Origin of the sequence: Actinomadura sp. 1N219, assembly GCF_044326405.1 — a bacterium.
Classification (GTDB): Bacteria; Actinomycetota; Actinomycetes; order Streptosporangiales; family Streptosporangiaceae; genus Spirillospora.
This window is the reverse complement of the sequence record NZ_JBIRAY010000009.1, coordinates 93,632-116,933: the sequence shown is the minus strand read 5'-3', so window position 1 is coordinate 116,933 and position 23,302 is coordinate 93,632. Positions and strand designations below refer to the sequence as shown.

The following is a 23,302-nucleotide window of genomic DNA, read 5'->3' as shown; positions in this document are numbered from 1 at the left end:
GGAGCGTGCTCAGCCGTCCAGTATTTCGAGCACGGGCAGGGTCCCGTCGATGGTCGCGCCTGCGGACTCCGGCGGGATCGCGGTCTCTTCCCGCAGCGTCGTTGTGATCTTCATTGGTACGCGCGGGGTCACCAGGTACTTGCCGGGCGGCAGCTGGTCTTGCTCCGGGAGGACGATCCTGTACGTCGTCGTCCAGCTGCTCATGGTGGCGCATTCCGCCTGGACGAACGGCTGGTGCTCGCCCGTCGTGTCGCCGCTGACGGGGAGGATGACCGCGTCCGTCGTCTTTTGCGGTATGTCCTTCGGCTTGACCGGGGGCATTCGGTAGAAGGCGAGCGTGTCCGAGTCGAAGCCGTTGCCTTGGCCAATGCTCCATTTGTAGAAGTGGGTCTTGGGCGAGCTGGTTCCTTCACCGAAGCATTGGCGTCCGCCCCCGGGCGGGTAGTAGACGCCCTCGGGTGTCCGTCCCCGGAAGCGCTCTACCAGGCGCACCTCCGTCCCGGCTTTCGCTCTCGCGGGAGTGAGCGTGTATTTGAAGTCGATGTAGGGGGTCTCGGCGGCGGGCATGCCGGCTTGGCCGAGGAGGACGCCGGGCTTGGTGAAGTACGCGTGGACTGCGGCGGTACTCGTCCCGCCGACGCTCGGGCCGGGCCAGAACAACCATGCCGCCATCACGGCGCCCGCCCCCACGGCTCCGACGCCCGCCGCTCCCTTCGCGCCACCGACCTTGGCCAGGAAGCCTTTGGACACGGGGAGGCCGGCCTTCGCCAGGCCCGAGGCGGCGGCGCCCACCGCGGTGGAGGAGATCCCCGGTGCGAGGCCGAGCATTGCCAGGGGAATGGCGGTGGCCACCGTCGCGGCAACGGTGCCGAGCGCGATCAGACCGCGCCGCTCCCACTCGGCTCCATAGGTCCGGACGGCGATGGCTTCGAGTTCCCTGACGAACTCGTAGGCGTTCCACACACGGTCGGACGGGCGCTTGGCCAGACCGCGTCGAACCAGCGGGTGCAGGGGCCCTGGCACCCGATCCAAGGGGACCGGGCTTGTGGTGTGCGCGGCCTTCAACTCGGCGAGAGTCGTCCCTCGGAAAGGTCTCTCGCCCGTGACGCATTCGACGAAGACGCAGGTCGCCGCGTAGATGTCGGTCGCCGGTGTGGCGGGGTCACCGGCCCACTGCTCCGGCGACATGTAGGACGGCGTCCCGGCCTGCCCGCCCTGTCCGGCAAGGACCGCGATGCCGAAGTCGATGAGTTTGCTCTGCCCGTCGTCCTGGACGAGGACGTTCGCGGGCTTGTAGTCCCGATGGACGACCCCGGCCGCATGGGCCGCGCCCAACCCGAGCAGCGAGCCTTTCAACGTCGTCAGCGCGGCTTCGGGCGCCAGGGGGCCGTCGTGCTCGTCCAGGACACGGCGGAGCGAACGGCCGTGCACCGCCTCCAGGACGATCGCCGCGCCCCAGGGAGACTCCAGGTAGTCGAGCAGCCGCGCCACATGCGGGTCGTTCACCCGCTTCAGCATCACGGCCTCGTCCCGGAAGACGCTCCGTGCCGCCGTGTCGCTGAGCAGATCGGCGGCGAGGTACTTGATCGCCACTGGGCCGCCGCCCGACTCGTGGCGCGCGAGGACGACCTCTCCCTGCGCGCCCGCGCCCAGTTCCGCGAGCTCGACGTATCCCGGCAGCCGATGCTCGCGCGTCGTCACTGGCCCGTGTTGGTCTGGATCTCGCTGACGACGAGCGGCGTTGGCTGCGATGTCATGGTCATGGTTCCGAGGTCGCCCTGCCGCGGATCGCAGGCGGGGCCCTCGCACGTCCAGGTGAGGTTCCAGGTGATGGTGGCGGTGATCGCGTACCTGCCGCCCGGCTGCCCCGCCGAAGACCGCTTGAAGGTGTAGTGGCAGGCCTTGCCGTCCTTGCTTCCCGCGGTGGCGCAGGTCTTCTGGCTCTCGCCCATGTTCCAGGTGACGGACGCGGGCCGCGCGGTGGCCTGGATCAGCTGGCCGTTCCCGCCGATCGGGCGGGTCTGGACGACCTCGAAGCCCTCGACCCAGAGGGAGGTCCGCACCCGGACGTAGGTCTTGCCGTCCGGCGCGGTGTGCACGACCGGCGTCGGCAGCACGGCGGAACTCTTGGCCGCCGCGACCCAGTCGAGCGTGGTGGCGGGCGCCGCAGGCGGCGCGCCGCCGTTGTCGACGGGCACGAAGCCCTGCGCCTCGTTCGCGGTCAGGCCCTCGGGCGGTGGAGGCTCCACGGGTCCCGAGTTCCCGCCGGTTCCGCCTCCGCCGCCTCCGCCGCTCCCACCGCCGCCCTTGTCGGACCAGTTGCACGTGAGTCCCTTGCAGGGAGCGGCCAGTGCGGGGACGGCGGTGAGCAAGGGGACCGCGAGGATCGCTGCTGTTATCGCAGCGGAGGATGCGCGGCGGCTGGTGCTGTGGGGAGACATCGTGTGTCCTTCCCTGCGGACCGTCAGCATGGCTTGTCCCGGATGGTGGCGGCGACTTTCCATGCACCGGAGTCGTACTGGACGGTCGCTCGGTACACGTAGGCGGTGCCCGGGCCTCCGTCGATGCGCTTGCCCGACTTCGCCGAGTAGCGGTAGGCGGCGAGCGTCCGGACGCAGTCGATGACGTAGATCTTCGTGCTGTCCCTCGCGCGGGCGTAGACGCGGGGGTTGAGCGTGTTGGTGAAGCGCCAGATCTCGCCCTTGGCCTTGGTGGCCTCCACGTCCTTCGTCACCTGGCTGAGGAGCGGGTCCATGGCCACGGCGGGCAGGTCGCCGGCGTTGCTGGTCTCGTACGCCTTCATGTAGGCGGTCTGGTAGTCGCGGTAGCGCTTGAGGGCCGTTTTGTAGAGCTGCTTCTCTGGGATGCCGGACGGGGCCGCGGCGGCGGGGGCCGGGGCGGCGCCGTCGTCAAGGGAGCCGTTGGGGGCGAGTTCGCCGCTGGAGGACGAGCCGGACGAGCCGGACGAGCCGCACCCCGCCGCCAGGCAGGCGATCAGAAGGAGTCCCAGCGAGGGGTTTCTGACCAACCGGGCGCGCATCGCCATCCCTGAGCGGCAGCCGACAACGGGGCGGAATACGCGCAGAAGCTTACAGAGGCGCGTGTGGCGAGAAAAGGGATTCGTTGGGGACGACTTGACCTCTACTGAGCTTGAGGTAGCAGGCTTCGGATGAATGCCGTGATGGGAGGGGTTCTTATGCGTGCGGTGTGGTTGAAGGAGTTCGGCGGGCCGGAGGTTCTGGTGCCGGGGGAGGCGCCGGATCCGGTGCCGGGCGAGGGGCAGGCGCTCGTCGCGGTCGAGTTTGTCAACATCACGTTCGTGGAGACGCAGATGCGGGCGGGTGCCGGGCCGGTACCGGTGCGGGTGGAGCCGCCGGTCATCCCCGGGAACGGGGTCGGGGGTGTGGTCGCGGCGGTCGGGCCGGGTGTCGACCGCGGGCTCGTCGGGCGGCGGGTGGTGAGTAGCACCGGGGGCACGGGCGCGTACGCGGAACTGGCTTCTGTGGACGCCGCCGGCCTGTTCGAGGTGCCGGACGGCCTTGCGCTCGACGACGCGGTGGCGCTGCTGGCGGACGGCCGGACGGCGACGATGATGCTGGACGCGGCACGTCCTCGTCCAGGGGAGCGGGTGCTGGTGGAGGCTGCGGCCGGAGGGGTCGGGACGCTGCTCGTCCAGCTGGCGAAGGCGGCGGGGGCGACGGTCGTCGCGGTGGCGGGTGGGGCGCGCAAGGCGGAGGTGGCGCTGGGGCTGGGCGCGGACGAGGCCGTCGACTACGGCGAGCCGGGCTGGGCCGGGAAGGCCGGGGAGGTGGACGTCGTGTTCGACGGCGTCGGCGGCGATGTGGCGCGGGAGGCGTTCACGCTGGTCCGGCGGGGCGGGCGGATGGTGAGTTTCGGGCTGGCGAGCGGCGAGTGGGCTGGAATTCCGGAGGAGGACGCGGCGGAGCGGGGTGTGACGCTCGTCCGGCCGACGGCGACTCCGGAGGAACTGCGGGAATTCACGCGCGGCGCGCTCGCCGAGGCGGCCGCCGGGAGGCTGCGGCCGGTGGTCGGGCAGCGTTTCCCGCTGGACGGGGCGGCGGACGCGCACAGGGCCATTCAGTCGCGTGCCACGGTCGGCAAGACGCTGCTGGAGGTAAGGCGTCCGTAGGTCAGGCGACATTCTTCAGGAAGGCGCTGAGTGCGGTCTCGTAGGCGGTGGGGTCGACGTTCCACGACTCGGTATGTCCGCCTGCCGTGGGGACGTGGGTGACCATGCCGGGTGGGGCCGTCCTAGCGAAGGTGTAGGCGGCGCCGTTGTCGACGGTGGCGTCGTCGGCTGCGGTGAACAGCAGGACTGGGGTGCGCAGTTCGGGCGCGTAGCGGCGCTGGTCGTAGGCGGATAGGTCGATGCCTATGCGCCACTCCAGGACGCGTTTCGCTACGCCAGTGACGAAACCGGGCAGGTTGCGGGCGTCGCCTTGCATGTCGAGCGTGGCGTTCCAGTCGAGGACGGGGGAGTCGAGGACGACGCCCCTGATGAAGGACGGGTCGTCGCGGAGAGTCCTCATGGACATGGCGCCGCCCATCGACCAGCCGTACAGGACGACGCCCGTCGCGCCGTTCGCGCGTGCGTAGCCCATGGCGGAGACGACGTCGCGCCATTCTGCGTCGCCGAGGTGGTTCTTCCCATCGCTGGACGGCGGGGCGCCTACATCGTTCCGATATGCGATGGACATCATCGGCAGGCCGAGCGCGTGCACGGCCCGCATGGCGCGGAACGTCTCGGCCTTGTCCGCGTTCCGTCCGTGGACGCCTATGACCCATGTGCTCTTAGGCGACGCACCCGGAATCAGCCACGCGGGCATGGGCCCTGCCTGGGACGGATACAAGACGTCCTGGAAATCGAGCCCGAGAGCCCTTTTCGGGTCGCCGTCGTATATCCAGTGGTCGACGGTCGTAGAAGAGCCCTTGACGAGAGCGCCTTCGACGATGGACGAAACTTGGCGAATGACTTGCTCGTCATTGCCGCCGGTGATGGGGCCTAGGAGAGCGCGTCCGTCCTTCCAGGCGAGGGCCCACGTTCCCGGGCGTTCCGTTGCCTCGTCCCGGGGGAGTGTGACCGTGCCGTTCGCCGCGTCCAGGACGGTGAGCGAGTAGTCGGCCGTGTGGTCGACCTCGGTCGCGACGCCCGCGAAGTACCAGCCGATCCCGCCGACGACCGCGCCCGCTAGCACGATGACCGCGACCGCAGCCGCCATCAGCGGGCGGGCGCGGCGCCGCCGCCGGACCCGTGGTTCGGGCGCGGCGGGGGCCGGTGACTCAGGGACGGTGGTCGACACGACATATGAACCTAGCCTCCGCCTGAGAGTCCCGGACGCCCGGGCCGTTCCGCAATCCGGTGATCAGTGCGGTTAATCTGCCGGACAGGTGCCAACGTTCGGTACGGAAGGACGCACGGCGTGACGGGGCAGAACGACCGCATCGCGGAGATCGAGGGCGAGGTCGTCGCGTTCGCGCGGGCGATGGCGCCGCCCGGATGGCGGCGGATCGACCTGCACTGCATCGCGACCGTCGCCGTCAACGACGTCGCCCTGACCGTGCTGACCGGCGAGGGGAAGACGGTGACGGCGGAGACCGTCCCGCAGGAGCTGACCGGGCTGCTGATGGACCTGCGCCGCGCGCACTACCTGTCCGAGCAGGGCACCTGGTTCTCGATGGTCGCGATCATCGAGCCGGAGTCCGCGCGGCCGCTGTACAACTACGACTTCGATCCGCTGTGGGACCCGCCGATCCCGGCGGACTACTGGCGGCGCGACCAGATCGTCCTGCCGCGCGACGGGGCGAACGCGCCGGGCTGGCTGCGGGACCGGCTGGACGGCCGCGAGCCCGCCGCCGCGGCGGCGGCCGACCCGGGGCCGATGAATCCGGTCGAGCAGATGGAGCTGCTGTCGAGCCAGGTCACGATCGTGATCGCCGATCACGCGCCGCCGCTCTGGCGGACGATCTCCGGGTACTACCAGGCGGTCGGCGAGCACGTGGAGTTCCCCGCGATGACCTGCCACCGCGCGGACGGCGCCGTCACGCCCTGGACGCCGCCCGCCGCGGCCGCGAGCCTCCTCGACCGGCTCCGCGCCGGGACGCACGCGTTCCAGGGGACCACCTGGTCGCGGATCGACTTCGAGGTCGTGTACGAGGACGGCGACGTCCGCTGCAGGGCCAGTTTCCGGCACGACGACGAGCCGCATTGGGATTCGGAGCCGTCCTCGGCCGACGTCCGGCGCGAGCTTGACCGGTTCCCGCGCGACGACGTCCCGGAATGGATGACGAACCGGCTCGGCGGCCGTGCCGCCCAGCCCGCGACGGTCGCCGACCTGCCGGTTCCCGAGCCGGGCGGGCTCCGCAGGGCGCGGATCTTCGACCATGCGGGGCCGGACGGCGCCCGTCCCGCGGTGTCGCGCCCGCCCGTCCCGGAGGACGAGGTGGAGCGCGTGACCGAATACCTGCGGCAGGGCGCGATCGTCATGACGGCGCGATCCAACGCCCCTGACAGGCTCGACTCCTCACGTGGCGCGGCCGTCCCGCTGACGTTCCATACCGATGGGACATGGGTCTGGTCAGGGGCGGTCGCTTATTACCTGACCGAACATGGTGTCGCGCCAGAGGCCGATCTGGTCGCGCACATACGCGCCAATGGGTTCCAGGTGCCTGCCGTCGACGATGACACCATGCACGCTGCGAATGCGGCTGTGACGGGCAGGACGGTGCCTGAACGCGTCCGCACGGACGAACCGCAAGACGCAGAAGACCAGGGGAGCAGGGAAGAACCGGAAATCGACTGGACGGACGCCCTCCAACACCGTCTCGACCAACTCCGCGTCGACCGTGCCGCCTACCGCATCAAGGACACTGCAGAAGGCGTCTGGTGCCTCCTGCAAGAAGACGACCGCTGGACGGTGTTCCAGATGCGGGACGGCGAGAAACGCAAGGAAGTCACGTTCGACGACACCGAACAGGCCGCCGCGCATCTGCTCGGATGCCTCCTCCTCGACCCGCGTAACACCGTCCAGACCGGGCCGTTCGAGCCGCTCAGGGGCGAACCTCCCCTCTCCCTACTGCGCGACAGGCACGTGATGGAACTGGCGGCAGGGACGGAAGTCGACCGCTATGGCGGCTCCGAGGGCAACGTGACGTACGCGGCGCGCACCCCGTATCCGCGCCGGTCGCTGCCGCGCGAGTGGCAGGACCGTCCGTACCACGTCTACCGGCTCCAACGGGCGGAGGAGACGCTGACGGGGACGGCCGTGCCGTGGTTCGGCCAGCCGGGCGGCGGGACGGCCTACGTGTTCCGCCGTTCGATCGCCGAGCTGATGGCTGATGGGGTCCTCACAGAAATCAATGTGCGAGACGCGGGCGTGGCCACCGACTGATCAGGCGCTTCCGATCGCGGAGACCAGGTCCAGCCCCAGCAGCAGGTCGAGGTGGATGAACGTCTCCAGCTTCGCGCCCGGCGGCACGTCGGCGTCGGCGGCGAGACGGTCGAGGACGGCGAGCGCGGCGGGGCTGCCCAGATCGTCCGCCAGGGCGGCCTCCGCCTCACGCGCGTACTCGCGGTTCATGGGGCGTCCGGGCGACGTCGCCCACTCCGCGACCTTGCCGCGCCACCTGTCCAGCCGCTCCTCGGCCTTCGACAGCCGGGCCTCGGACAACTCCAGCGGCTCCCGGTAGGGGATCTCCAGCATCGCCAGCCGCACCGCGATCGCCCTCGCGGACGCGGGCGGCCCGGCGCCCGTCTCGGGCGCTACGACCAGGCAGAGCGCGTCCGGGCGGGCGGCGGTCTCGTCCGCCAGGTACTCGTTCGCCAGGTAGACGTCGGCGTCCGGCAGCGGGGCGTCCAGCACCTCGAACGACGCGACGTTGAAGTCGTCCAGCGCGACGGACGAGGTGGACGCGACCCGGACGTGGCGTCCGGCCCGTCCCGCGACCCGGCGCAGCAGGTCGGCGACCACAGGGACACGATGCCCTGCCCCGTCCAGGATCTGGACGCGCAGGCCCCGCCCGCCGGGCGGCGGCTCGGCGCGCCCGGTGCGATGGTCGTACAGCCGCAGCATGCCCCCAACCCTAGGGCGGGCGGCACCCTGCCCGGCCGCCGGGCTCCCCGGCCCCCGGGCTGCCGGGCCCGGGATCAGAGCTGGGGGTCGGACGGCATCGGGCCCGTCGGCAGGGGCACGGCGCCGTCCGGCTTGCGGATGGCCGCGAACCGGAGCCGCACATAGTCGGCGACCCAGCCCGACTCGCGGCGCAGCGCCGGGGCGGCGAGGTCGTTGACCCGGGCGAGGAGCGGGTCGACCAGCTCGGGCGGGACGTCGGCCAGCGCGGTGGCCGCGTACGCGCGGGCCCAGTCGGCGGCGCCGTTCGGGCCCTCGGTCATCCGGGTCGGACGCTCGGCGTGCTCCAGCAGCCGCAGCGTGAACCCGGCCTCCTCCAGCTTCGTCGCGTACTCGGCGGGGCTCGGGAAGTACCAGGGCAGGTCCGGCTCGCCGAGGCCGAACACCCGCCAGGCGGTCTGCATCGCGACGATCAGCTCGGCGCAGTTCCCGGCGCCGCCGAGCTCGCCGACGAACCGCCCGCCGGGCCGCAGCGACGCGTGGACGCGTCCGATCACGGCGTCGGGGTCGCGGGTCATCCAGTGCAGGGCCGCGTTCGAGGCGACCGCGTCGAACGACTCGCCGACGGTGAAGTCGTGGGCGTCGCCGAGCACGAACGACAGCCCCGGATGCATCGCGGTCGCCTGCGCGACCATGTCCGGGTTGCCGTCGATGCCCAGCACCTCGGCGCCTCGCTCTGCGATCTCCGCGCTGAACGCCCCGGTGCCGCACCCGAGGTCGATGACCCGTTCGCCGGGCTGCGGATCGAGCAGGTCGACCAGGGGCGCACCGTGCGCGGAGACGTACCCGAAGGCGGAGTCGTACGTCGTCACGGCCCAATTCACTGTCATAATTTATCGGACATCGCCCGGAAGTGACGCGCCGACGGGCACACGCCCGCCGCCCACCGCCCGCTGGACGATCCCCGATTTCACGTCTTGACGGCATGTGTCGCCTAGGTGACGCAGGGTATGAAGTCGCCCAAGTAACACGTTCGGGGGTGCGTGGTGCGGATCAGGACAATCACCGTCATCGGTGCCGGGCTCCTGCTCGTCGCCGGAAGCGCCGGAATCGCCGGCTGCAGCGGCCAGGACGAGAAGCGGGCCCGGACGGCGGGCGAGAACGCCGCGCTGGGAAAACGGGCCCAGCAGAAACGGGCTCCGGCGCCGCCGCCGCCCAGGAAGATCGACTGCGACAGGGTCAAGTGCGTCTCGCTGACGTTCGACGACGGGCCCGGCCCCCACACGGCGCGGCTGCTCGACACCCTCAAGGCGGGCGGCGCCCGCGCCACCTTCTTCATGCTGGGCGAGAACGTCCAGGCCCACCCGGACGTCGTGCGCCGGATCGCCATGGAAGGCCACGAGGTCGCCAACCACACCTGGTCACATCCGGACCTCACCACGCAGTCGCCCGCCGAGGTCCGGTCGCAGATCCAGCGGACGCAGCAGGCCGTCAAGAACGCCTCCGGCGTCGCGCCCACGCTGATGCGGCCCCCGTACGGGGCGACGAACACGCAGGTGGGACGCGCCGTCGGCATGCCGCTGATCCTTTGGAGCGTGGACACGCTCGACTGGCAGCACAAGAGCGTCAGCCGCGACACCAGGATCGGGGTCAAGGAGCCCGAGGGCGGCGGCATCGTCCTGTTCCACGACATCCACAAGCCCAGCGTCGACGCCATCCCGAAGGTGGTGGACGGCCTGAAGAAGCGCGGTTTCACGCTCGTCACGGTGTCGGAGCTGTTCCAGGGGAAGCCGCTCCAGCCCGGCCAGACCTACAACGAGCGCATCCAGAAGACCGAACCGGTGACGGCGAGCCCATCCCCGCAGGGAACTGCCGGCGGCGCCACGCAGCCGTCACCGCCGCGCTAGTCGTCCTTGGCGGGACGGCGGCGGCGGGCCGGGGGCTGCTGCGGGACGACCTTCGCCGCGACCATGATCTTTTCGGGGACCTCGACGAGTTCGCCGTTGCGCCGACGCACCGTCAGGATCCCGCCGGACCAGGATTCGAGGACGCCGACGACGTCGCTGTACTCTCCCGTTGGCAGGCGGCGGCGCAGCGAGATCCGCCGGCCCACGTCGGCGCCGCTGATGGACACCACCAGGCGTGCGGCGAAGCGGCCGGACATGTGCGGACCCCCGTGTCGAATCGACGGCGCCGTGGCGGCCATACTATTCACAGCGAGCTTGCGGTGAGCCGTGACGTGCGGCGGGGCCGGAAATCCGAGAGGAGTCACTGACGTGACCTACGTCATTGCGCAGCCCTGCGTGGACCTGCTCGACAAGGCATGCATCGAGGAGTGCCCGGTCGACTGCATCTACGAGGGCAAGCGCATGCTGTACATCCACCCGGACGAGTGCGTCGACTGCGGTGCGTGTGAGCCGGTCTGCCCGGTAGAGGCGATCTACTACGAGGACGACACGCCTGATCAGTGGAAGGACTTCTACAAGGCCAACGTGGAGTTCTTCGACGACCTCGGCTCGCCCGGTGGCGCCTCCAAGGTCGGGAAGATCGACAAGGACCACCCGATCGTCGCCGCGCTTCCTCCGCAGAGCCAGGAGGACTGAGCGCGGCGGAACGCCGGGACGCGCCCCGCGGGGCCGTCCCCTAGGGTCGTCTGCGTCGTTTTCCGGGCCGTGGCCGCCACATTTGTGGGACGGCCACGGCCCTCGGGTTTCCAGACAGGCCAGACAGGAGTGTGGACGTGTTCACGTTGCCGGACTTTCCGTGGGACCGGCTGGCGCCGTACAAGGAGCGGGCGCTGGCGCACGCGGACGGCATCGTCGACCTGTCGGTGGGGACGCCCGTCGACCCGACCCCCGAGCCGATCCGGGCGGCCCTGGCGGGCGCGTCCGACGCGCCCGGGTACCCGCAGACCTACGGGACGCCCCAGCTCCGCGAGTCCGTCGCCGGATGGCTGCGGCGCCGCGCGGGCGTGTCCGGCGCGAACCCGGACGCGGTGCTCCCCGTGATGGGCACCAAGGAACTGGTCGCCTGGCTGCCGACGCTCCTCGGCGCCGGACCCGGCGACACGATCGTCTTCCCCGAGCTGGCCTACCCGACCTACGACGTGGGCGCGCGGCTGGCCGGGGCCGAGCCCGTCGCCACGGACGGGCTGCTCTCCCTCGGCCCCGTCTCGCCCAAGATCGTGTGGGTGAACTCGCCGTCCAACCCGACCGGGAAGGTGCTGCCCGCCGAGCATCTCCGCAAGGTCGTCGCGTGGGCGCGCGGGCGCGGCGCGATCGTGATCAGCGACGAGTGCTACCTGGAGTTCGGCTGGGACGAGGACAGGCCGCCCGTCTCGATCCTGCACCCGGACGTGTGCGAAGGATCACACGAGGGGCTCCTCGCGGTGAACTCGCTGTCGAAGCGGTCCAACATGGCGGGCTACCGGGCCGGGTTCCTCACCGGCGACCTCGGGCTCGTCAAGCGGCTGCTGGAGGTCCGCAAGCACGCGGGCATGATCGTCCCGGCTCCGGTGCAGGCGGCGATGACGGCGGCGTACGGCGACGACGCGCACGTGGACGAGCAGCGGGCCCGGTACGCGCGGCGCCGCGCCGACCTGCGGGCCGCGTTCGAGAAGCACGGGTTCCGCGTCGACCACTCGGAGGCGTCCCTCTACCTGTGGGCCACGCGGGACGAGCCGTGCTGGGACACCGTCGCGCATCTGGCGTCCCTCGGCGTCCTCGTCGGGCCCGGCGAGTTCTACGGCCCGGCGGGCGCCCGGCACGTCAGGATCGCGTTCACCGCCACGGACGAGCGCGTCGCCGCCGCCGTCGCCCGCCTCTGAGCCGTCCTGCCTTCGGCGGGCCGATTTCGTTTCGGTTACGCCGTTCTCGCATGCAACCAGAGGTTCTTTTGATACGTCTGAACGCGGTATGGGCATGAGAGGCCACAGTCGGTAGGATCCCGCAGGTCTGTGCCCGGCTTGTAGACGAAACGATGGAGGTGTCCGTGGGCGGAGCGGCGATAGTCATCCTGCTGGCGCTGATCCTGGTCGCCTTGATCGTGCTGATCGTCGTCCTGCTGCGGCGCCGGTCGGGGACGTCCGCGCCGGGCCCGGCGCCCGCGCCCGCCGCGCCGCGCGACCCGTTCGCGCCCGAGGACGAGGTGTCAGGAGACCCGCGGACGCTGAAGGCCGGCGACATGGTCGAGTACCTCGGCACCCGCTACTTCGTGCGCGGCTCGCTGCGGCTGAAGGAGGGCGGCTTCACCTGGAGCGAGCACCTCCTGGACGCCGACACCATCGAGGGCGCCAAGGTGTGGATCTCCGTCGAGGAGGACCCCGACCTCGAGGTCGTCTGGTGGACGGAGTACGACATCGGCGACCTCACCCCCGGCGAGCGGACCATCGTCGTCGAGGACGTCGAGTACCGCCGCGAGGAGCACGGCACCGCCGACTACACCAGCGAGGGCACCACCGGCGTGGGCGTCCAGGGACGCGTCGAGTACGTCGACTACGAGGGCCCGCGCGGAAAATACCTGTCGTTCGAGCAGTACGGCGGCGGCCGCTGGGAGGCCGGCCTCGGCGAGCGCGTCCCGACCGGGTCGATGACGATCTACCCCGGCAGCGGTGGCTGACCTTGCGGACCACCCTCGACACCCCCTACGCGGACGCGCGCGCCGACGCGCTGTCGTTCGCGCTCGGCCTGCCGCCGCTGGACGCGCTCGCCGTCCTGCCGGTCGAGCGGGCCGGGTTGACCGTGGAGCTGCGGCTTCTGGGCGCGTCCCACCAGGTCATCGCCGGGCCGCTCAGCGAGACGGTGGCATGCCTGCCCGGCGCCGCCGAGCCGCTGCCAGGACGCGCGAGCACCGACGTGCCCGGCTGGACGTACGAGTTCGCCGCCACGACGGCCGCCCTCAGCGACGGGACGGCGTTCTGCCGCGCCGTCGAGGCGGTGTGCGCGCGGCTGGCGGACCGCGGCGACGCCCTGACCGGGGACTTCCCCGGCTCCCGGCACGCCGTGACCGCGCTCGCCCTGGAACGTACCGTCCGGGCGGGCAGTGCCCTAGAGCAAAGCGCCTTCAGGCGCGGCGCCATGAAGCGCGGCCCGGCCGAGCGTGCCGCGGCGGCGGACAACTCCGACCTTGAGACCCCCGCATTGGAGGAGACCGGGATCGGCTGGCGGACGTGGCACGCCTATCCGCAGACCCGGGAGATCGTGATGACGCGGAGCCGGCTGGTGAGGCCAAGTGAACAGTAGACACCGGATGATCGGCGGCGCGTGCGCCGCCCTCGTGACCGTCCTGGCGCTCGGGGGCTGCGGCAGCACCTCCACCGAGTCCTGGATCGGCGACAAGTACAAGAAGATGGGGGCCGGCACCTACCGGTCCCCGAAGGCTCCGCCGGCCGTGGCCACGGAGATCAACAAGAAGTTCAGGTCGATCGACCGGGTGGACAATCTGGCGGCCAGGGGCGCGGCGGGCGGGATCTTCCTGCGCTACCCGCAGCTGGTCGTCGGCGTCCTGCCGAACGGGACGGGAAGCCGGATCACGGTCGACACACCCCGCAGCGGCTACAACCGCTACTACTCCCATGTCAGCGGCCGCTGGGCCAGTCCCGGGAGTCACGGCTGGACGAGCGCGGGCGCCGCGTCCTTCCGCGGCGGCGGGCCAGGGTCGGGCAAATAAGGAGCAACTGATGGACGACCTGTTGGACGAGATCGGCGCCACCTTCGCCTACGGGGCGGTCGGCATCGCGCTGATGGCGATCGGCTACCTGGTGGTGGAGGTGACGACACCCGGCCGGCTCGGCAAGCAGATCTGGACCGAGGGGAACCGGGGCGCGGCGCTGCTGCTGTCGGCGAAGCTCCTCGGCATCGGCGCGATCGTCACCACCGCGATCATCACCAGTGACGACGACCTCAGCGACGGCCTGATCGACACGGCGGTCTTCGGCGGCATCGGCATCGTGCTGATGATCGTCGCGTTCCTCCTCCTCGACGTGACCACGCCGGGCAAGCTCGGCGCGACGCTCGTCGACGGCGGCGGCGCGGCCGCACCGGGCGGCGTCGCCGGCGGGATCCACCCGGCCGGGTGGGTGGTCGCCGCCGCCGACCTCGGCGTCGCCGCGATCGTGGCCGGGGCGGTCTCCTGACGGCCCGCGACCTGGACGAGGCCGCCCCGGCCCCTTCCCCGGCGGAGCCGTCCGCCCCGGAGGAGTCGGGGCGGTTGCGCGTCCCGGCCAGGGCGGCGCGGACGCTGGTCCTCGCCGCCGTGTTCACCTGCGCGGCCTGCGGGCTGGTCTATGAACTGGCCCTGGTCGCGCTCGGCAGTTATCTCGTCGGCAATTCCGTCACGCAGGCGTCGATCGTGCTGTCGGTCATGGTCTTCGCCATGGGAATCGGATCGCTGGCGGCCAAGCCGCTGCAGGGCCGTCCGGTGGTGGCGTTCGCCGTCGTGGAGGGCGCGCTCGCGCTGGCCGGCGGCGTGTCGGTGCTGGCGCTTTACGCGGCGTTCGCGTGGCTCAACCTGTACGTCCCGGCGCTGGTGGTGGTGGCGTTCGCCGTCGGCGCGCTGATCGGCGCGGAGATCCCGCTGCTGATGACGCTGCTGCAGCGGATCAGAAAGCAGGACGCGGGCAGCGCCGTCGCCGACCTGTTCGCCGCCGACTACGTCGGGGCGCTGATCGGCGGGCTGGCGTTTCCGTTCCTGCTGCTCCCGGCGTTCGGGCACATCAAGGGCGCGCTGGTCGTCGGCGTCGTCAACGCGGTCGCCGGGATCGCCGTCGTGCTGTGGCTGTTCCGCCGCGAGATCGGGCGCGTCACGCGGGTCGGGCTGGGGCTCGGCATGGTCGCGGTCCTGGCCGTCCTCTGCGGGACGTACGCGCTGGCGGACGGCTTCGAGGTGTCCGCGCGGCAGGCCCTCTACGCCGACCCGATCGCCCTGACGAAGCGCACCAAGTACCAGGAGATCGTCATCACGAAGGACGCCTCGCTGGGGGGCGCGTCCGACGTGCGGCTGTTCCTGAACGGCGACCTGCAGTTCTCGTCCGTGGACGAGTACCGGTACCACGAGTCGCTCGTCCACCCGCTGATGTCGGGGCCGCACGGGAGGGTGCTCGTCCTCGGCGGCGGGGACGGCCTGGCGCTGCGCGAGGTGCTCCGCTACAAGGACGTCCGGTCCGCGACGCTGGTCGAGCTCGACCCGGAGATGCTGCGCCTGGCCCGGACGTACGGGCCGATCGCGTCCCTCAACCGCCGCGCGTTCGACGACCCGCGCGTGAAGATCGTGGCGGCCGACGCGTTCTCGTGGCTGCGCGGCCTGAAGCAGCAGTTCGACGCCGTGGTCGTGGACATGCCCGACCCCGACGACGTGTCCACCGCGAAGCTGTACTCGGTCGAGTTCTACGGGATGGTGAAGCGGGTGCTGGCGCCGGGCGGGCGGATGGTCGTCCAGTCCGGGTCGCCGTACTTCGCGCCGAAGTCGTTCTGGAGCATCGAGAAGTCGATCGCGGCGGCGGGCCTGGCGACGACCCCGTACCACGTGGACGTGCCGAGCTTCGGCGACTGGGGCTACGTGCTGGCGTCGGCGGGGGAGAAGCCCGAAGCGAGGCTCGCGCCCGGCGCTCCCGACCTCCGTTTCCTGGACGAGCCGCTCCTCCAGGCCGCGACGGTGTTCCCGAAGGACCGCCGCGTCCGGGACGTCGAGGTCAACACGCTCGTCCACCCGCGGCTCGTCGAGTACGAGCGCGAGGAGTGGAAGAACGCCTGACCAGGGCGTTCCGGCGGGCGCCTAGTCGGGCACGGACTGCCGGATCGCCTTGTCGACGGCCCGCTGGAACGACGTCACCAGCGACTGGATCATCAGCGGCTTGAGCTTCCCGGCCATCTCCAGCAGCCGCTCCCGTTCCTCCGGGGCGCGCCCGCCCTCCCGGTACGGCTGGACGACGGTGTCCTGGAAGGCCCGCTGCAGCTCGGCGGCCAGCGCGGTCGTGTGCCGGTCGACGGCCTCGTGCGAGGCGATCAGCGTTTCCAGCGGCAGCGGCAGCGCGGCCAGCTCGGCGCTGATCCCGAGCAGCGCGGGGCTGACGACGCGGACGACATCGTCCGGCATCTCCTCGATGACCCCGAGGGCCTCCAGGCGTTTGAGCAGGTCGTCGTCGAGGTGGCGTCCGGCCCGCCGGTCCAGCTCGTGCCGGTCGAGCTCTTCGGGGCGTTCCGGCGCCCACGGCGACAGCAGCGCCCGCTGGAGCGCGAGGTCCTCGGCGGACGCGTCCGGCGGGATCCTCCGCAGGTGCTTCTCGATGGCCGACAGCGTGAGCCCGAGCGACTGCAGCTCCCGGACGAGTTCCAGCCGCGCCAGATGGTCGGCGCCGTACAGGCCCGTCCGGCCGCGGAGCTTCGGGGGCGGAAGCAGCCCGCGCCCGGCGTAGAACCGGACCGTGCGGACGGTGACCCCGGCACGCGAGGCCAGCTCGTCGACGGTGAGCTCCATCCCGCCTCCCTCTATGTGACAGTGCCAGTGTTACATTAATCCTGTATCAGGACGCACTTACCGAGGGAGACCGCCGGATGGGACGCGACATCTACACGCGGGACATCTATACAGGGGAGCACGACGCCTTCCGCGACATGGTGCGCTCCTTCATCGCGAAGGAGGCGGCGCCGCACCACGAGCAGTGGGAGAAGGACGGCATCGTCTCCCGCGAGGTGTGGCTGGCGGCCGGACGCGCGGGCCTGCTCGGCATCGACATGCCCGAGGAGCACGGGGGCGGCGGCAACCCCGACTACCGCTACTACGTGATCTTCAACGAGGAACTGGCGCGGGCCGGGATCCACGGGCCGGCCTTCGCCGTCCACAACGACATCAACGGCGGCTACCTGCGCCAGCTCTGCACGGACGAGCAGAAGGCGCGCTGGTTCCCCGGCTACTGCTCCGGCGAGATCATCACCGCCATCGCGATGACGGAGCCCGCCGCCGGATCCGACCTCCAGGGCATCAAGACCACCGCGACCAGGGACGGCGACGACTACGTCCTGAACGGGTCGAAGACGTTCATCTCCAACGGCATCCTCGCCGACCTCGTCATCGTCGTCGCCAAGACCGACCCGTCCGCCGGGGCGAAGGGCGTCAGCCTGCTGGTCGTCGAGCGCGGCATGGACGGCTTCGAACGCGGCCGCAACCTCGACAAGGTCGGCCTGCACGCCCAGGACACCGCCGAGCTGTTCTTCGACAACGTCCGCGTCCCGGCGGCGAACCTCCTCGGCGAGGAGGGCATGGGGTTCATCTACCTGATGCAGAACCTCGCCCGCGAACGCCTGTCCATCGGCGCCACCGCGCAGGCCGCCGCCGAGGCCGCGTTCGAGCAGACCCTCGACTACTGCAAGACCCGCGAGGCGTTCGGCCGTCCCATCGGGAAGTTCCAGCACAACCGGTTCACGCTCGCCGAGATGAAGACGGAGCTGACCGTCACCCGCGCGTTCACCGACCAGTGCATCGTCAAGGAGGGCGCGGGCGAGCTGTCGGCCGAAGAGGCCGCGATGCTCAAGTACTGGAACACCGAACTCCTCAAGACGGTCGTGGACCGGTGCGTCCAGCTCCACGGCGGCTACGGCTACATGACCGAGTACCCCATCGCCAAGGCGTACCAGGACGTCCGCATCCAGACCATCTTCGGCGGCACCACCGAGATCATGAAGGAGATCATCGGCCGCTCCGTCGGGGTGTAGCCCCGGCGCCGTTGGCCGGGTGGGCGGCGAACTGGGTGCGGTACAGGTCGGCGTAGAGGCCGCCGGCGGCGAGGAGGTCGCCGTGGGCGCCGCGTTCGCGGATGCGGCCGCCGTCGAGGACGAGGATCTGGTCGGCCTCGTGGATGGTGGACAGGCGGTGCGCGATGACCAGGGACGTGCGTCCGGCCAGGGCGGTCTTGAGGGCGCGCTGGATCGCTGCCTCGGACTCGGAGTCCAGGTGCGCGGTGGCTTCGTCCAGGACGACTACCGGCGGGGACTTGAGTAGTAGGCGTGCGACTGCGACGCGCTGCTTTTCGCCGCCGGAGAGGCGGTAGCCGCGGTCGCCGACCACCGTGTCGAGGCCGTCGGGCAGGGCTGAGATGGTTTCCCAGATGCGGGCCGCGTCGCATGCCTCGGCCAGGTCGCTTTCGGTCGCGTCGGGGCGCGCGTAGAGGAGGTTGGCGCGGATCGTGTCGTGGAACATGTGCGCGTCCTGCGTCACGACGCCGACGGTGTCGTGGAGGGAGCGGAGGGTCACGTCGCGGACGTCCTGGCCGCCGATCCGGACCGTCCCGGACGTGGGGTCGTACAGGCGGGGGACGAGGTGGGTCACGGTGGTCTTCCCCGCGCCGGACGGGCCGACCAGCGCGGTCAGGCTGCCCGCGGGCGCGTGGAAACTGACTTCCCCGAGGACCTGCGGGTTGCCGCGCCGTTCCGGGTCGCCGTTCCGTTCCCGTCTGCGCAGCGCGATCGACTCCAGGGAGGCCAGGGAGATCTCGTCGGCGGACGGGTAGCGGAAGCTGACCTGGTCGAACTCGATGTCCGGGGCCGCGGGGGCGGTGGCCGGGAGCGGGTGGGCCTTGGGGTGTTCGGCGATGAGGGGCTTGAGGTCCAGGACCTCGAAGACGCGGTCGAAGCTGACAAGCGCGATCATGACCTGGACCTGCATGTTGGACAGCTGGTTGATCGGCCCGTACAGGCGGAGCAGCAGCGTCAGCATCGCTACGAGAGTGCCGATTTCAAGGGTGCCCGCGATGGCCAGGCTGCCCCCCAGGCCGTAGACAAGGGCGGTGGTCAGGGCCGTGATCAGCGTGGTGATGATGAAGAGCAGCTGGCCGTAGACGTTCGTGGTCACGGCGATGTCCCGGACCCGGGCCGCCTTGCCGCCGAACGCGTCCGTCTCGTCGTCCGCGCGGCCGTAGAGCTTGACGAGCATCGCGCCGGACACGTTGAACCGCTCGTTCATCAGCGAGCCCATGTCGCCGTTCAGCCGCATGCCCTCGCGGGTGAGGCGCTGCAGCCGCCGGCCGACGAGCTTGGCGGGCAGCAGGAAGAACGGGATCATCACCAGCGCCGCCAGGGTGATCTGCCATGACAGGTAGAACATCGCGGCGAGGACGAGGAGCAGCGTCAGCAGGGTCGACACCGTCTGGGACAGCAGCGTCGTGACCGCCTGCTGCGCGCCGATCACGTCCGTGTTGAGCCTGGTGACCAGGGCGCCGGTCTCCGTGCGGGTGAAGAACGCGAGCGGCTGCCGCTGGACGTGGCCGAACACCTTGCAGCGCAGGTCATAGACGATGCCCTGCCCGACGCGGCCGGAGAACCAGGTCTGGGTGTAGATGGCCAGCGCGTCCACGACCGCCAGGACGGCGATGAAGGCGGCCAGGCCGATCACGACCTCCCGCTTCCGCGGCATGATCCCGTCGTCGATGATCACTTTGAGCAGCAGCGGGCTCGCCGCCGTGATGACCGCGTGCACGGCCGTGGCGAGCAGGCCCGCCGCCAGCGACCAGCGGTACCGCAGCGCGTAGGGGACGATCCGGCGCACGGTCCCGGGCCTGACCTTCTGGCGGGTGATCGAGTCATCGAGGTTCAGCCGCGTCGGGCCCATGCGCGGGCCGCCCATCATCGCCACGGGATCACTCGCCGCTCAGCCGCTCTGCCCGGCGGCGCCCTGCCCGGCGGCGCCCTGCCCGGACGGGGCCTGTTGGGCGAGCATTTCGGCGAAGGACGCCACCGTCGGGAACTCCCATAAGGCGTTCGGGTCGATCTCGAAGCCCACGTGGTCCTCGACCTCGGTCAGCAGCGCGATGGCCCGGACGGAGTCCAAGCCGTAAGCGGACATGGGCTCGGCCGGGTCGATCGACCCGGCCGGGAGCCGCAGCTCCTCGGCCAGGTAGGCGCAGAGCCAGTCCCGCAGCTCGGCGCGGAGATCGTCGGTGGTCGCATCGTGCATGAGGGTCCTCCGGGTGAGGGAACTAGTGCGCGTCCTGGTAGAGGGGGGTCAGCCGGCCCTCGTGGAAGAGGTCCCGCATCGCCGAGCGGCGCACCTTGCCGCTCGTCGTCCGCGGCACGCTGCCGGGTTTGAGCAGCGCGACGGCGGCGACGCCGACGCCGAACTCGCGGCCCACCGTGTGCCGGATCTCCGCCGCGAGCGCGGGCAGCCGGTCGGCCGGGACGCCGGCGACCTCGTGCGTGACCACCACCGCGGACTCCGCGGCGGCGGCGTCCGGGCCGCCGAACACGGCGCCGGCCTTGCCGAGCTCCGGATGCCGGGCGCGCAGCTCCTGCTCCACGTCCTGCGGGTAGACGTTCCGGCCGTGCACGATGATCATGTCCTTGAGCCGTCCGTGCACGTAGAGCTCGCCCTCGTGCAGCGTGCCGAGATCGCCGGTGCGCAGGTGGCCGCCGATCCCGCCGGCGGTGACGGCGGCGAAGATCGGGGCGTTGTCGTCCCGTCCCCAGTAGCCGGGGGAGACGCTCCGGCCGCGCAGCCAGATCTCGCCGAGCCGCCCCTCCGGCAGCACCTCATGGGACGCCGGGTCGACGATGCGGATCTCGCAGGTGCCGGTGGGGGCGCCGCAGCTGACGACCTCGCGGGCGGGGCGTCCCGGCGCGGCGGGGGTGAAGGCGCCCGCGGCGAGCGCTTCGAGGTCCACCCGGCGGGTCACGGGCGGTCTGCCCGGACGTCCCGACACGTACACGGTCGCCTCCGCGAGCCCGTAGACGGGGGCGAGGGCCTCCCGGCGGAACCCCGCGGACGCGAACCGGTCCGCGAACGCGTCGAGGACCCTCGGGTCGATGGGCTCGGAGCCGCATCCGGCCAGATGCCAGCGGGACAGGTCCAGCCCGGCCAGCTCCTCGTCCCGGACCTTCCGGACGCACAGCTCGAACGCGAAGTTCGGCGCGAATGACATGTGCACGTCGTGGACGTCGATCAGCCGCAGCCACCGCGCCGGCCGCCGGACGAACGCGGACGGCTCCATCAGCACGCACCGGTCGCCGTTCAGCAGCGGCCAGAGCAGCTGGTTGAGCCCCATGTCGTGGTATAGCGGGAGCCAGCCGCCCGCGTGCCCGTGCCAGCGCAGCTCCCGGACGCCCTCGGCGGCGTTGAACAGCACCTGGTCGTGCTGGATGACGACGCCCTTGGGCGCGCCGGTCGACCCGGACGTGTACTGGAGCAGCGCCGTCGCCGACCGGTCCGGCGGCACGGGCTCCCAGCCCCGCGGGTCGCCGAAGCCCGGCTCGTCGCCCGCGCCCACGGGCAGCTTGCCCTCGCCCAAGGGCGTCCCGGCGGCGGCGGGCAGCTCGGCGGCGGCCTCCGCCATCCAGCCGCGCACCTCGTCCAGGTCGCGGGCCGTGGTCAGGACGGCCGCCGCGCCGGAGTCGCCCGCGATCGCCGCGAGCCGCCTGCGGTGGTGCCGGTACCGGCCCGGCAGCGGCGCCGGGACGGCGATCATCCCGGCGTACAGGCAGCCGAGGAGGGCCGCGGCGAACTCCAGACCGCTCGGGTGGAGCAGCAGCACGCGTGACCCGGGCGCGAGGCGGTCGCGCAGCCACGCCGCGCGGCCGCGGGCCTCCTCGTCCAGCCTGGCGTACGACCAGCGCGCCATGCCGCCGGCGACGTCGGACGGGTCGGCGAGGAACGCGACGGCCTCGGCGTCCGGACGTTCCGCGACCCGTTCGCGGAACAGCGTCACCAGGTCGGGGGCGTCGGCCAGGGTATGGGGCATGTCTCGTCCTCCGGTCTCGGTCCTCCGGTGCTCAGCCGGTGCGGACGCCGTCGACGTCGACCAGGAGGCTCGCCGGTCCGCGCAGGTTCAGGTTGCGTTTGTAGGCGGTGCCGCCCGGCCGCAGCCGCGGCCGGACCAGGAGGGCGCCGAACAGTTCGAGCGCGACGGCCACCTCGAGCCGCGCCAGGCCCGCGCCGAGGCAGAAGTGCGGGCCCGCGGAGAACGCCAGGTGGGGGGCGGTGTGCGGGCGGCCGATGTCGAACCGGTCCGGGTCCGGATACACGTCGGGGTCGCGGCCGGCGGCCCCGAGGAGCAGCAGGACCGTGTCGCCCGCGTGCAGGGTCGTGTCGCCGAGCAGCCTGTCCTGCCGGACCACGCGCGTGGTCATCTGGACGGGCGCGTCGTAGCGCAGGACCTCCTCGACGGCGGCCGGGGCGAGCGCGGGATCGGCGCGCAGCCGGCCGAACTGCTCCGGATGGCGCAGCAGCGCGAGGACGGCGTTGCCGATCAGGTTGACGGTCGTCTCGTGGCCCGCGTTGAGCAGCAGCACGCAGGTCGCGAGGATGTCGTAGTCGTCGAGCCGCTGCCCGTCCTCCTCGACGCCCAGCAGGTGCGAGATGAGGTCGTCGCGGGGCTCCGCGCGGCGTTCCTCGATCAGCTTCTGGAAGTAGACGACGAACGAGGCGCGGGCGCGTGCGGCGTCCGTCGGCATGCGTCCGGCGGACGGGCCGAGCGGCGGCTCCAGGGCCGTGGACAGCGTGGCCGACCAGTTCTGCAGGAGCGGCCTGTCCTCGAACGGGACGCCGAGCAGCTCGCAGATCACCCGCAGCGGCAGCGGATAGGCGAGATCGTCGATGATTTCGAGCGTCCCGGTTTCGGCGGTTCCGCGGAACAGGTCCAGCGCGATTTCACGAATCCGCGGCGCGAGGTCCTCCACCTTCCGGCGCGCGAACGCGCCCGCCACCAGCCGCCGGTAGCGGGTGTGCTCGGGCGGGTCGAGATGGAGGAAATTGCGGGTGCGCGGCCCGTGCGGAGTCGGCGACGACGCGGCCCGGTGCCGCGCCGCGCTCATCGCGGGATCGCGCAGGAGCGCCGATATCTGCGCGTGCCGGCCGACCACCACGAGATTCTCGAAGGGCCGGTAGGGCGAGCGTTCGCGCAGCTTGCCGAGGTACGGGTAGGGGTCCTCCCGGTTGCTCAGATCGGTCAGCTCGGCGATCTCGTCCGGTAACGCGGGACGGTCCGCCTGCGCCGCTTCCCCGTTCCCGGCGGCGGTTCCGCTCATCACCAGATCCACTCCCGTTGAGGCCGACGAGCGCCGACGGTACCCGTGGTTCCGGCGCTTTTGAAAGCGCCGGGTGTTCAACCTCAGCGCTGCGGCAGTTGAACGGCGATCCGTTATGGCGCCCATACATTGACGCAATGAGCGGGCGCTGGCGAGGATGACGCCCTGAAAGGATTCAGGACACCTCTGGCCGAGCCTCATTGCCTCATT

Annotated in this window: 23 protein-coding genes; 11 read left to right on the top strand and 12 right to left on the bottom strand. The window is 71.3% G+C overall.

Annotation, left to right across the window (positions count from 1 at the left end; genetic code table 11):
- Nucleotides 1-9: 9 nt before the first annotated feature.
- The 3 genes from ACH35V_RS25895 to ACH35V_RS25885 all read right to left on the bottom strand — a co-directional run bounded on the left by ACH35V_RS25895 (nt 10) and on the right by ACH35V_RS25885 (nt 3,040).
- The gene (locus ACH35V_RS25895; protein WP_395975805.1) at nt 10-1,701 is read right to left on the bottom strand and encodes a serine/threonine-protein kinase; all 1,692 of its coding nucleotides are present in this window, start codon (nt 1,699-1,701) and stop codon (nt 10-12) included.
- Nucleotides 1,698-2,249: a hypothetical protein gene (locus ACH35V_RS25890; RefSeq protein ID WP_395975803.1), complete on the bottom strand. Its 552-nt coding sequence runs from the start codon at nt 2,247-2,249 to the stop codon at nt 1,698-1,700. Before ACH35V_RS25890 ends, ACH35V_RS25895 begins: the two co-directional genes overlap by 4 nt.
- 215 nt (nt 2,250-2,464) lie before the next feature.
- Nucleotides 2,465-3,040 carry a hypothetical protein gene (locus ACH35V_RS25885; protein WP_395975801.1) on the bottom strand — a complete coding sequence of 192 codons (576 nt, stop codon included), beginning with the start codon at nt 3,038-3,040 and terminating at the stop codon, nt 2,465-2,467.
- Between the two features lie 156 nt (nt 3,041-3,196).
- On the opposite strand from ACH35V_RS25885, the gene ACH35V_RS25880 reads away from it, so the two are divergent.
- A complete protein-coding gene (locus ACH35V_RS25880; protein WP_395975799.1) occupies nt 3,197-4,150 on the top strand; it encodes a zinc-binding dehydrogenase in 954 nt (317 codons plus the stop codon).
- Between the two features lies 1 nt (nt 4,151).
- Here the strand turns inward: ACH35V_RS25880 and ACH35V_RS25875 are convergent, their stop codons facing one another.
- On the bottom strand, nt 4,152-5,321 hold the full coding sequence (locus ACH35V_RS25875; RefSeq protein WP_395975797.1) for an alpha/beta hydrolase family protein: 1,170 nt from the start codon (nt 5,319-5,321) through the stop codon (nt 4,152-4,154).
- A gap of 120 nt (nt 5,322-5,441) precedes the next feature.
- Here ACH35V_RS25875 and ACH35V_RS25870 point away from each other — a divergent pair, with 120 nt between their 5' ends.
- A complete protein-coding gene (locus ACH35V_RS25870) occupies nt 5,442-7,409 on the top strand; it encodes a TNT domain-containing protein (protein WP_395975796.1) in 1,968 nt (655 codons plus the stop codon).
- On the opposite strand, the gene ACH35V_RS25865 is transcribed toward ACH35V_RS25870, so the two are convergent.
- Nucleotides 7,410-8,090, bottom strand: coding sequence for a hypothetical protein (locus tag ACH35V_RS25865; protein WP_395975794.1), 681 nt, complete (start codon nt 8,088-8,090; stop codon nt 7,410-7,412). It lies immediately after the preceding gene.
- A gap of 74 nt (nt 8,091-8,164) precedes the next feature.
- Entirely contained in the window at nt 8,165-8,971 is an 807-nt protein-coding gene (locus tag ACH35V_RS25860; RefSeq protein ID WP_395975792.1) for a class I SAM-dependent methyltransferase, read from the bottom strand.
- 162 nt (nt 8,972-9,133) lie between these two features.
- Between ACH35V_RS25860 and ACH35V_RS25855 the strand changes: the two genes are divergently transcribed.
- Nucleotides 9,134-9,994 carry a polysaccharide deacetylase family protein gene (locus ACH35V_RS25855; RefSeq protein ID WP_395975790.1) on the top strand — a complete coding sequence of 287 codons (861 nt, stop codon included), beginning with the start codon at nt 9,134-9,136 and terminating at the stop codon, nt 9,992-9,994.
- Here the strand turns inward: ACH35V_RS25855 and ACH35V_RS25850 are convergent.
- The gene (locus tag ACH35V_RS25850; RefSeq protein ID WP_395975788.1) at nt 9,991-10,251 is read right to left on the bottom strand and encodes a hypothetical protein; all 261 of its coding nucleotides are present in this window, start codon (nt 10,249-10,251) and stop codon (nt 9,991-9,993) included. The genes ACH35V_RS25855 and ACH35V_RS25850 overlap by 4 nt on opposite strands.
- Before the next feature lie 112 nt (nt 10,252-10,363).
- Between ACH35V_RS25850 and fdxA the strand changes: the two genes are divergently transcribed.
- From fdxA to ACH35V_RS25815, 7 genes are all read left to right on the top strand, one after another.
- Entirely contained in the window at nt 10,364-10,690 is a 327-nt protein-coding gene (gene fdxA / locus ACH35V_RS25845; RefSeq protein ID WP_131963938.1) for a ferredoxin, read from the top strand.
- A gap of 137 nt (nt 10,691-10,827) precedes the next feature.
- Complete coding sequence (gene dapC, locus ACH35V_RS25840) at nt 10,828-11,913, top strand: succinyldiaminopimelate transaminase (protein WP_395975786.1); 1,086 nt, start codon at nt 10,828-10,830, stop codon at nt 11,911-11,913.
- A gap of 164 nt (nt 11,914-12,077) precedes the next feature.
- Nucleotides 12,078-12,704 carry a DUF4178 domain-containing protein gene (locus ACH35V_RS25835; RefSeq protein ID WP_395975784.1) on the top strand — a complete coding sequence of 209 codons (627 nt, stop codon included), beginning with the start codon at nt 12,078-12,080 and terminating at the stop codon, nt 12,702-12,704.
- 2 nt (nt 12,705-12,706) lie between these two features.
- A complete protein-coding gene (locus ACH35V_RS25830) occupies nt 12,707-13,327 on the top strand; it encodes a DUF2617 family protein (protein WP_395975782.1) in 621 nt (206 codons plus the stop codon).
- Nucleotides 13,317-13,754 (top strand): DUF4247 domain-containing protein, encoded by a 438-nt coding sequence (locus ACH35V_RS25825; protein ID WP_395975780.1) that lies wholly within the window; start codon nt 13,317-13,319, stop codon nt 13,752-13,754. The genes ACH35V_RS25830 and ACH35V_RS25825 overlap by 11 nt, the downstream gene beginning before the upstream one ends.
- 10 nt (nt 13,755-13,764) lie before the next feature.
- Nucleotides 13,765-14,220: a DUF350 domain-containing protein gene (locus ACH35V_RS25820; RefSeq protein ID WP_395975778.1), complete on the top strand. Its 456-nt coding sequence runs from the start codon at nt 13,765-13,767 to the stop codon at nt 14,218-14,220.
- A gap of 74 nt (nt 14,221-14,294) precedes the next feature.
- Nucleotides 14,295-15,836: a polyamine aminopropyltransferase gene (locus tag ACH35V_RS25815; protein WP_395975776.1), complete on the top strand. Its 1,542-nt coding sequence runs from the start codon at nt 14,295-14,297 to the stop codon at nt 15,834-15,836.
- Between the two features lie 21 nt (nt 15,837-15,857).
- Here ACH35V_RS25815 and ACH35V_RS25810 read toward each other — a convergent pair whose 3' ends face one another.
- The gene (locus ACH35V_RS25810) at nt 15,858-16,559 is read right to left on the bottom strand and encodes a MerR family transcriptional regulator (RefSeq protein WP_395975774.1); all 702 of its coding nucleotides are present in this window, start codon (nt 16,557-16,559) and stop codon (nt 15,858-15,860) included.
- A 77-nt stretch (nt 16,560-16,636) separates the two neighbouring features.
- Here ACH35V_RS25810 and ACH35V_RS25805 point away from each other — a divergent pair, with 77 nt between their 5' ends.
- Nucleotides 16,637-17,794, top strand: a complete 1,158-nt coding sequence (locus ACH35V_RS25805; protein WP_395975772.1) for an acyl-CoA dehydrogenase family protein — start codon at nt 16,637-16,639, stop codon at nt 17,792-17,794.
- On the opposite strand, the gene ACH35V_RS25800 is transcribed toward ACH35V_RS25805, so the two are convergent.
- From ACH35V_RS25800 to ACH35V_RS25785, 4 genes are read right to left on the bottom strand one after another with little or no spacing between them, the layout of a single operon-like run.
- Nucleotides 17,769-19,703 carry an ABC transporter ATP-binding protein gene (locus ACH35V_RS25800; RefSeq protein WP_395976286.1) on the bottom strand — a complete coding sequence of 645 codons (1,935 nt, stop codon included), beginning with the start codon at nt 19,701-19,703 and terminating at the stop codon, nt 17,769-17,771. The two genes, ACH35V_RS25805 and ACH35V_RS25800, sit on opposite strands and share 26 nt — an antisense overlap.
- Nucleotides 19,704-19,724: 21 nt before the next feature.
- Nucleotides 19,725-20,030 (bottom strand): acyl carrier protein, encoded by a 306-nt coding sequence (locus ACH35V_RS25795; RefSeq protein ID WP_395975770.1) that lies wholly within the window; start codon nt 20,028-20,030, stop codon nt 19,725-19,727.
- 22 nt (nt 20,031-20,052) lie between these two features.
- Nucleotides 20,053-21,807, bottom strand: coding sequence for a fatty acyl-AMP ligase (locus ACH35V_RS25790; protein WP_395975768.1), 1,755 nt, complete (start codon nt 21,805-21,807; stop codon nt 20,053-20,055).
- A 31-nt stretch (nt 21,808-21,838) separates the two neighbouring features.
- Nucleotides 21,839-23,092 (bottom strand): cytochrome P450, encoded by a 1,254-nt coding sequence (locus ACH35V_RS25785; protein ID WP_395975766.1) that lies wholly within the window; start codon nt 23,090-23,092, stop codon nt 21,839-21,841.
- Between the last annotated feature and the right edge of the window lie 210 nt (nt 23,093-23,302).

Coding starts and splice junctions, on each gene's coding strand:
- ACH35V_RS25885 (WP_395975801.1), bottom strand. CDS start 3,040: ATGCGCGCCCGGTTGGTCAGAAACCCCTCGCTGGGACTCCTTCTGATC.
- ACH35V_RS25880 (WP_395975799.1), top strand. CDS start 3,197: ATGCGTGCGGTGTGGTTGAAGGAGTTCGGCGGGCCGGAGGTTCTGGTG.
- ACH35V_RS25865 (WP_395975794.1), bottom strand. CDS start 8,090: ATGCTGCGGCTGTACGACCATCGCACCGGGCGCGCCGAGCCGCCGCCC.
- ACH35V_RS25850 (WP_395975788.1), bottom strand. CDS start 10,251: ATGTCCGGCCGCTTCGCCGCACGCCTGGTGGTGTCCATCAGCGGCGCC.
- ACH35V_RS25820 (WP_395975778.1), top strand. CDS start 13,765: ATGGACGACCTGTTGGACGAGATCGGCGCCACCTTCGCCTACGGGGCG.
- ACH35V_RS25810 (WP_395975774.1), bottom strand. CDS start 16,559: ATGGAGCTCACCGTCGACGAGCTGGCCTCGCGTGCCGGGGTCACCGTC.
- ACH35V_RS25805 (WP_395975772.1), top strand. CDS start 16,637: ATGGGACGCGACATCTACACGCGGGACATCTATACAGGGGAGCACGAC.
- ACH35V_RS25800 (WP_395976286.1), bottom strand. CDS start 19,703: ATGATGGGCGGCCCGCGCATGGGCCCGACGCGGCTGAACCTCGATGAC.
- ACH35V_RS25795 (WP_395975770.1), bottom strand. CDS start 20,030: ATGCACGATGCGACCACCGACGATCTCCGCGCCGAGCTGCGGGACTGG.
- ACH35V_RS25790 (WP_395975768.1), bottom strand. CDS start 21,807: ATGCCCCATACCCTGGCCGACGCCCCCGACCTGGTGACGCTGTTCCGC.
- ACH35V_RS25785 (WP_395975766.1), bottom strand. CDS start 23,092: ATGAGCGGAACCGCCGCCGGGAACGGGGAAGCGGCGCAGGCGGACCGT.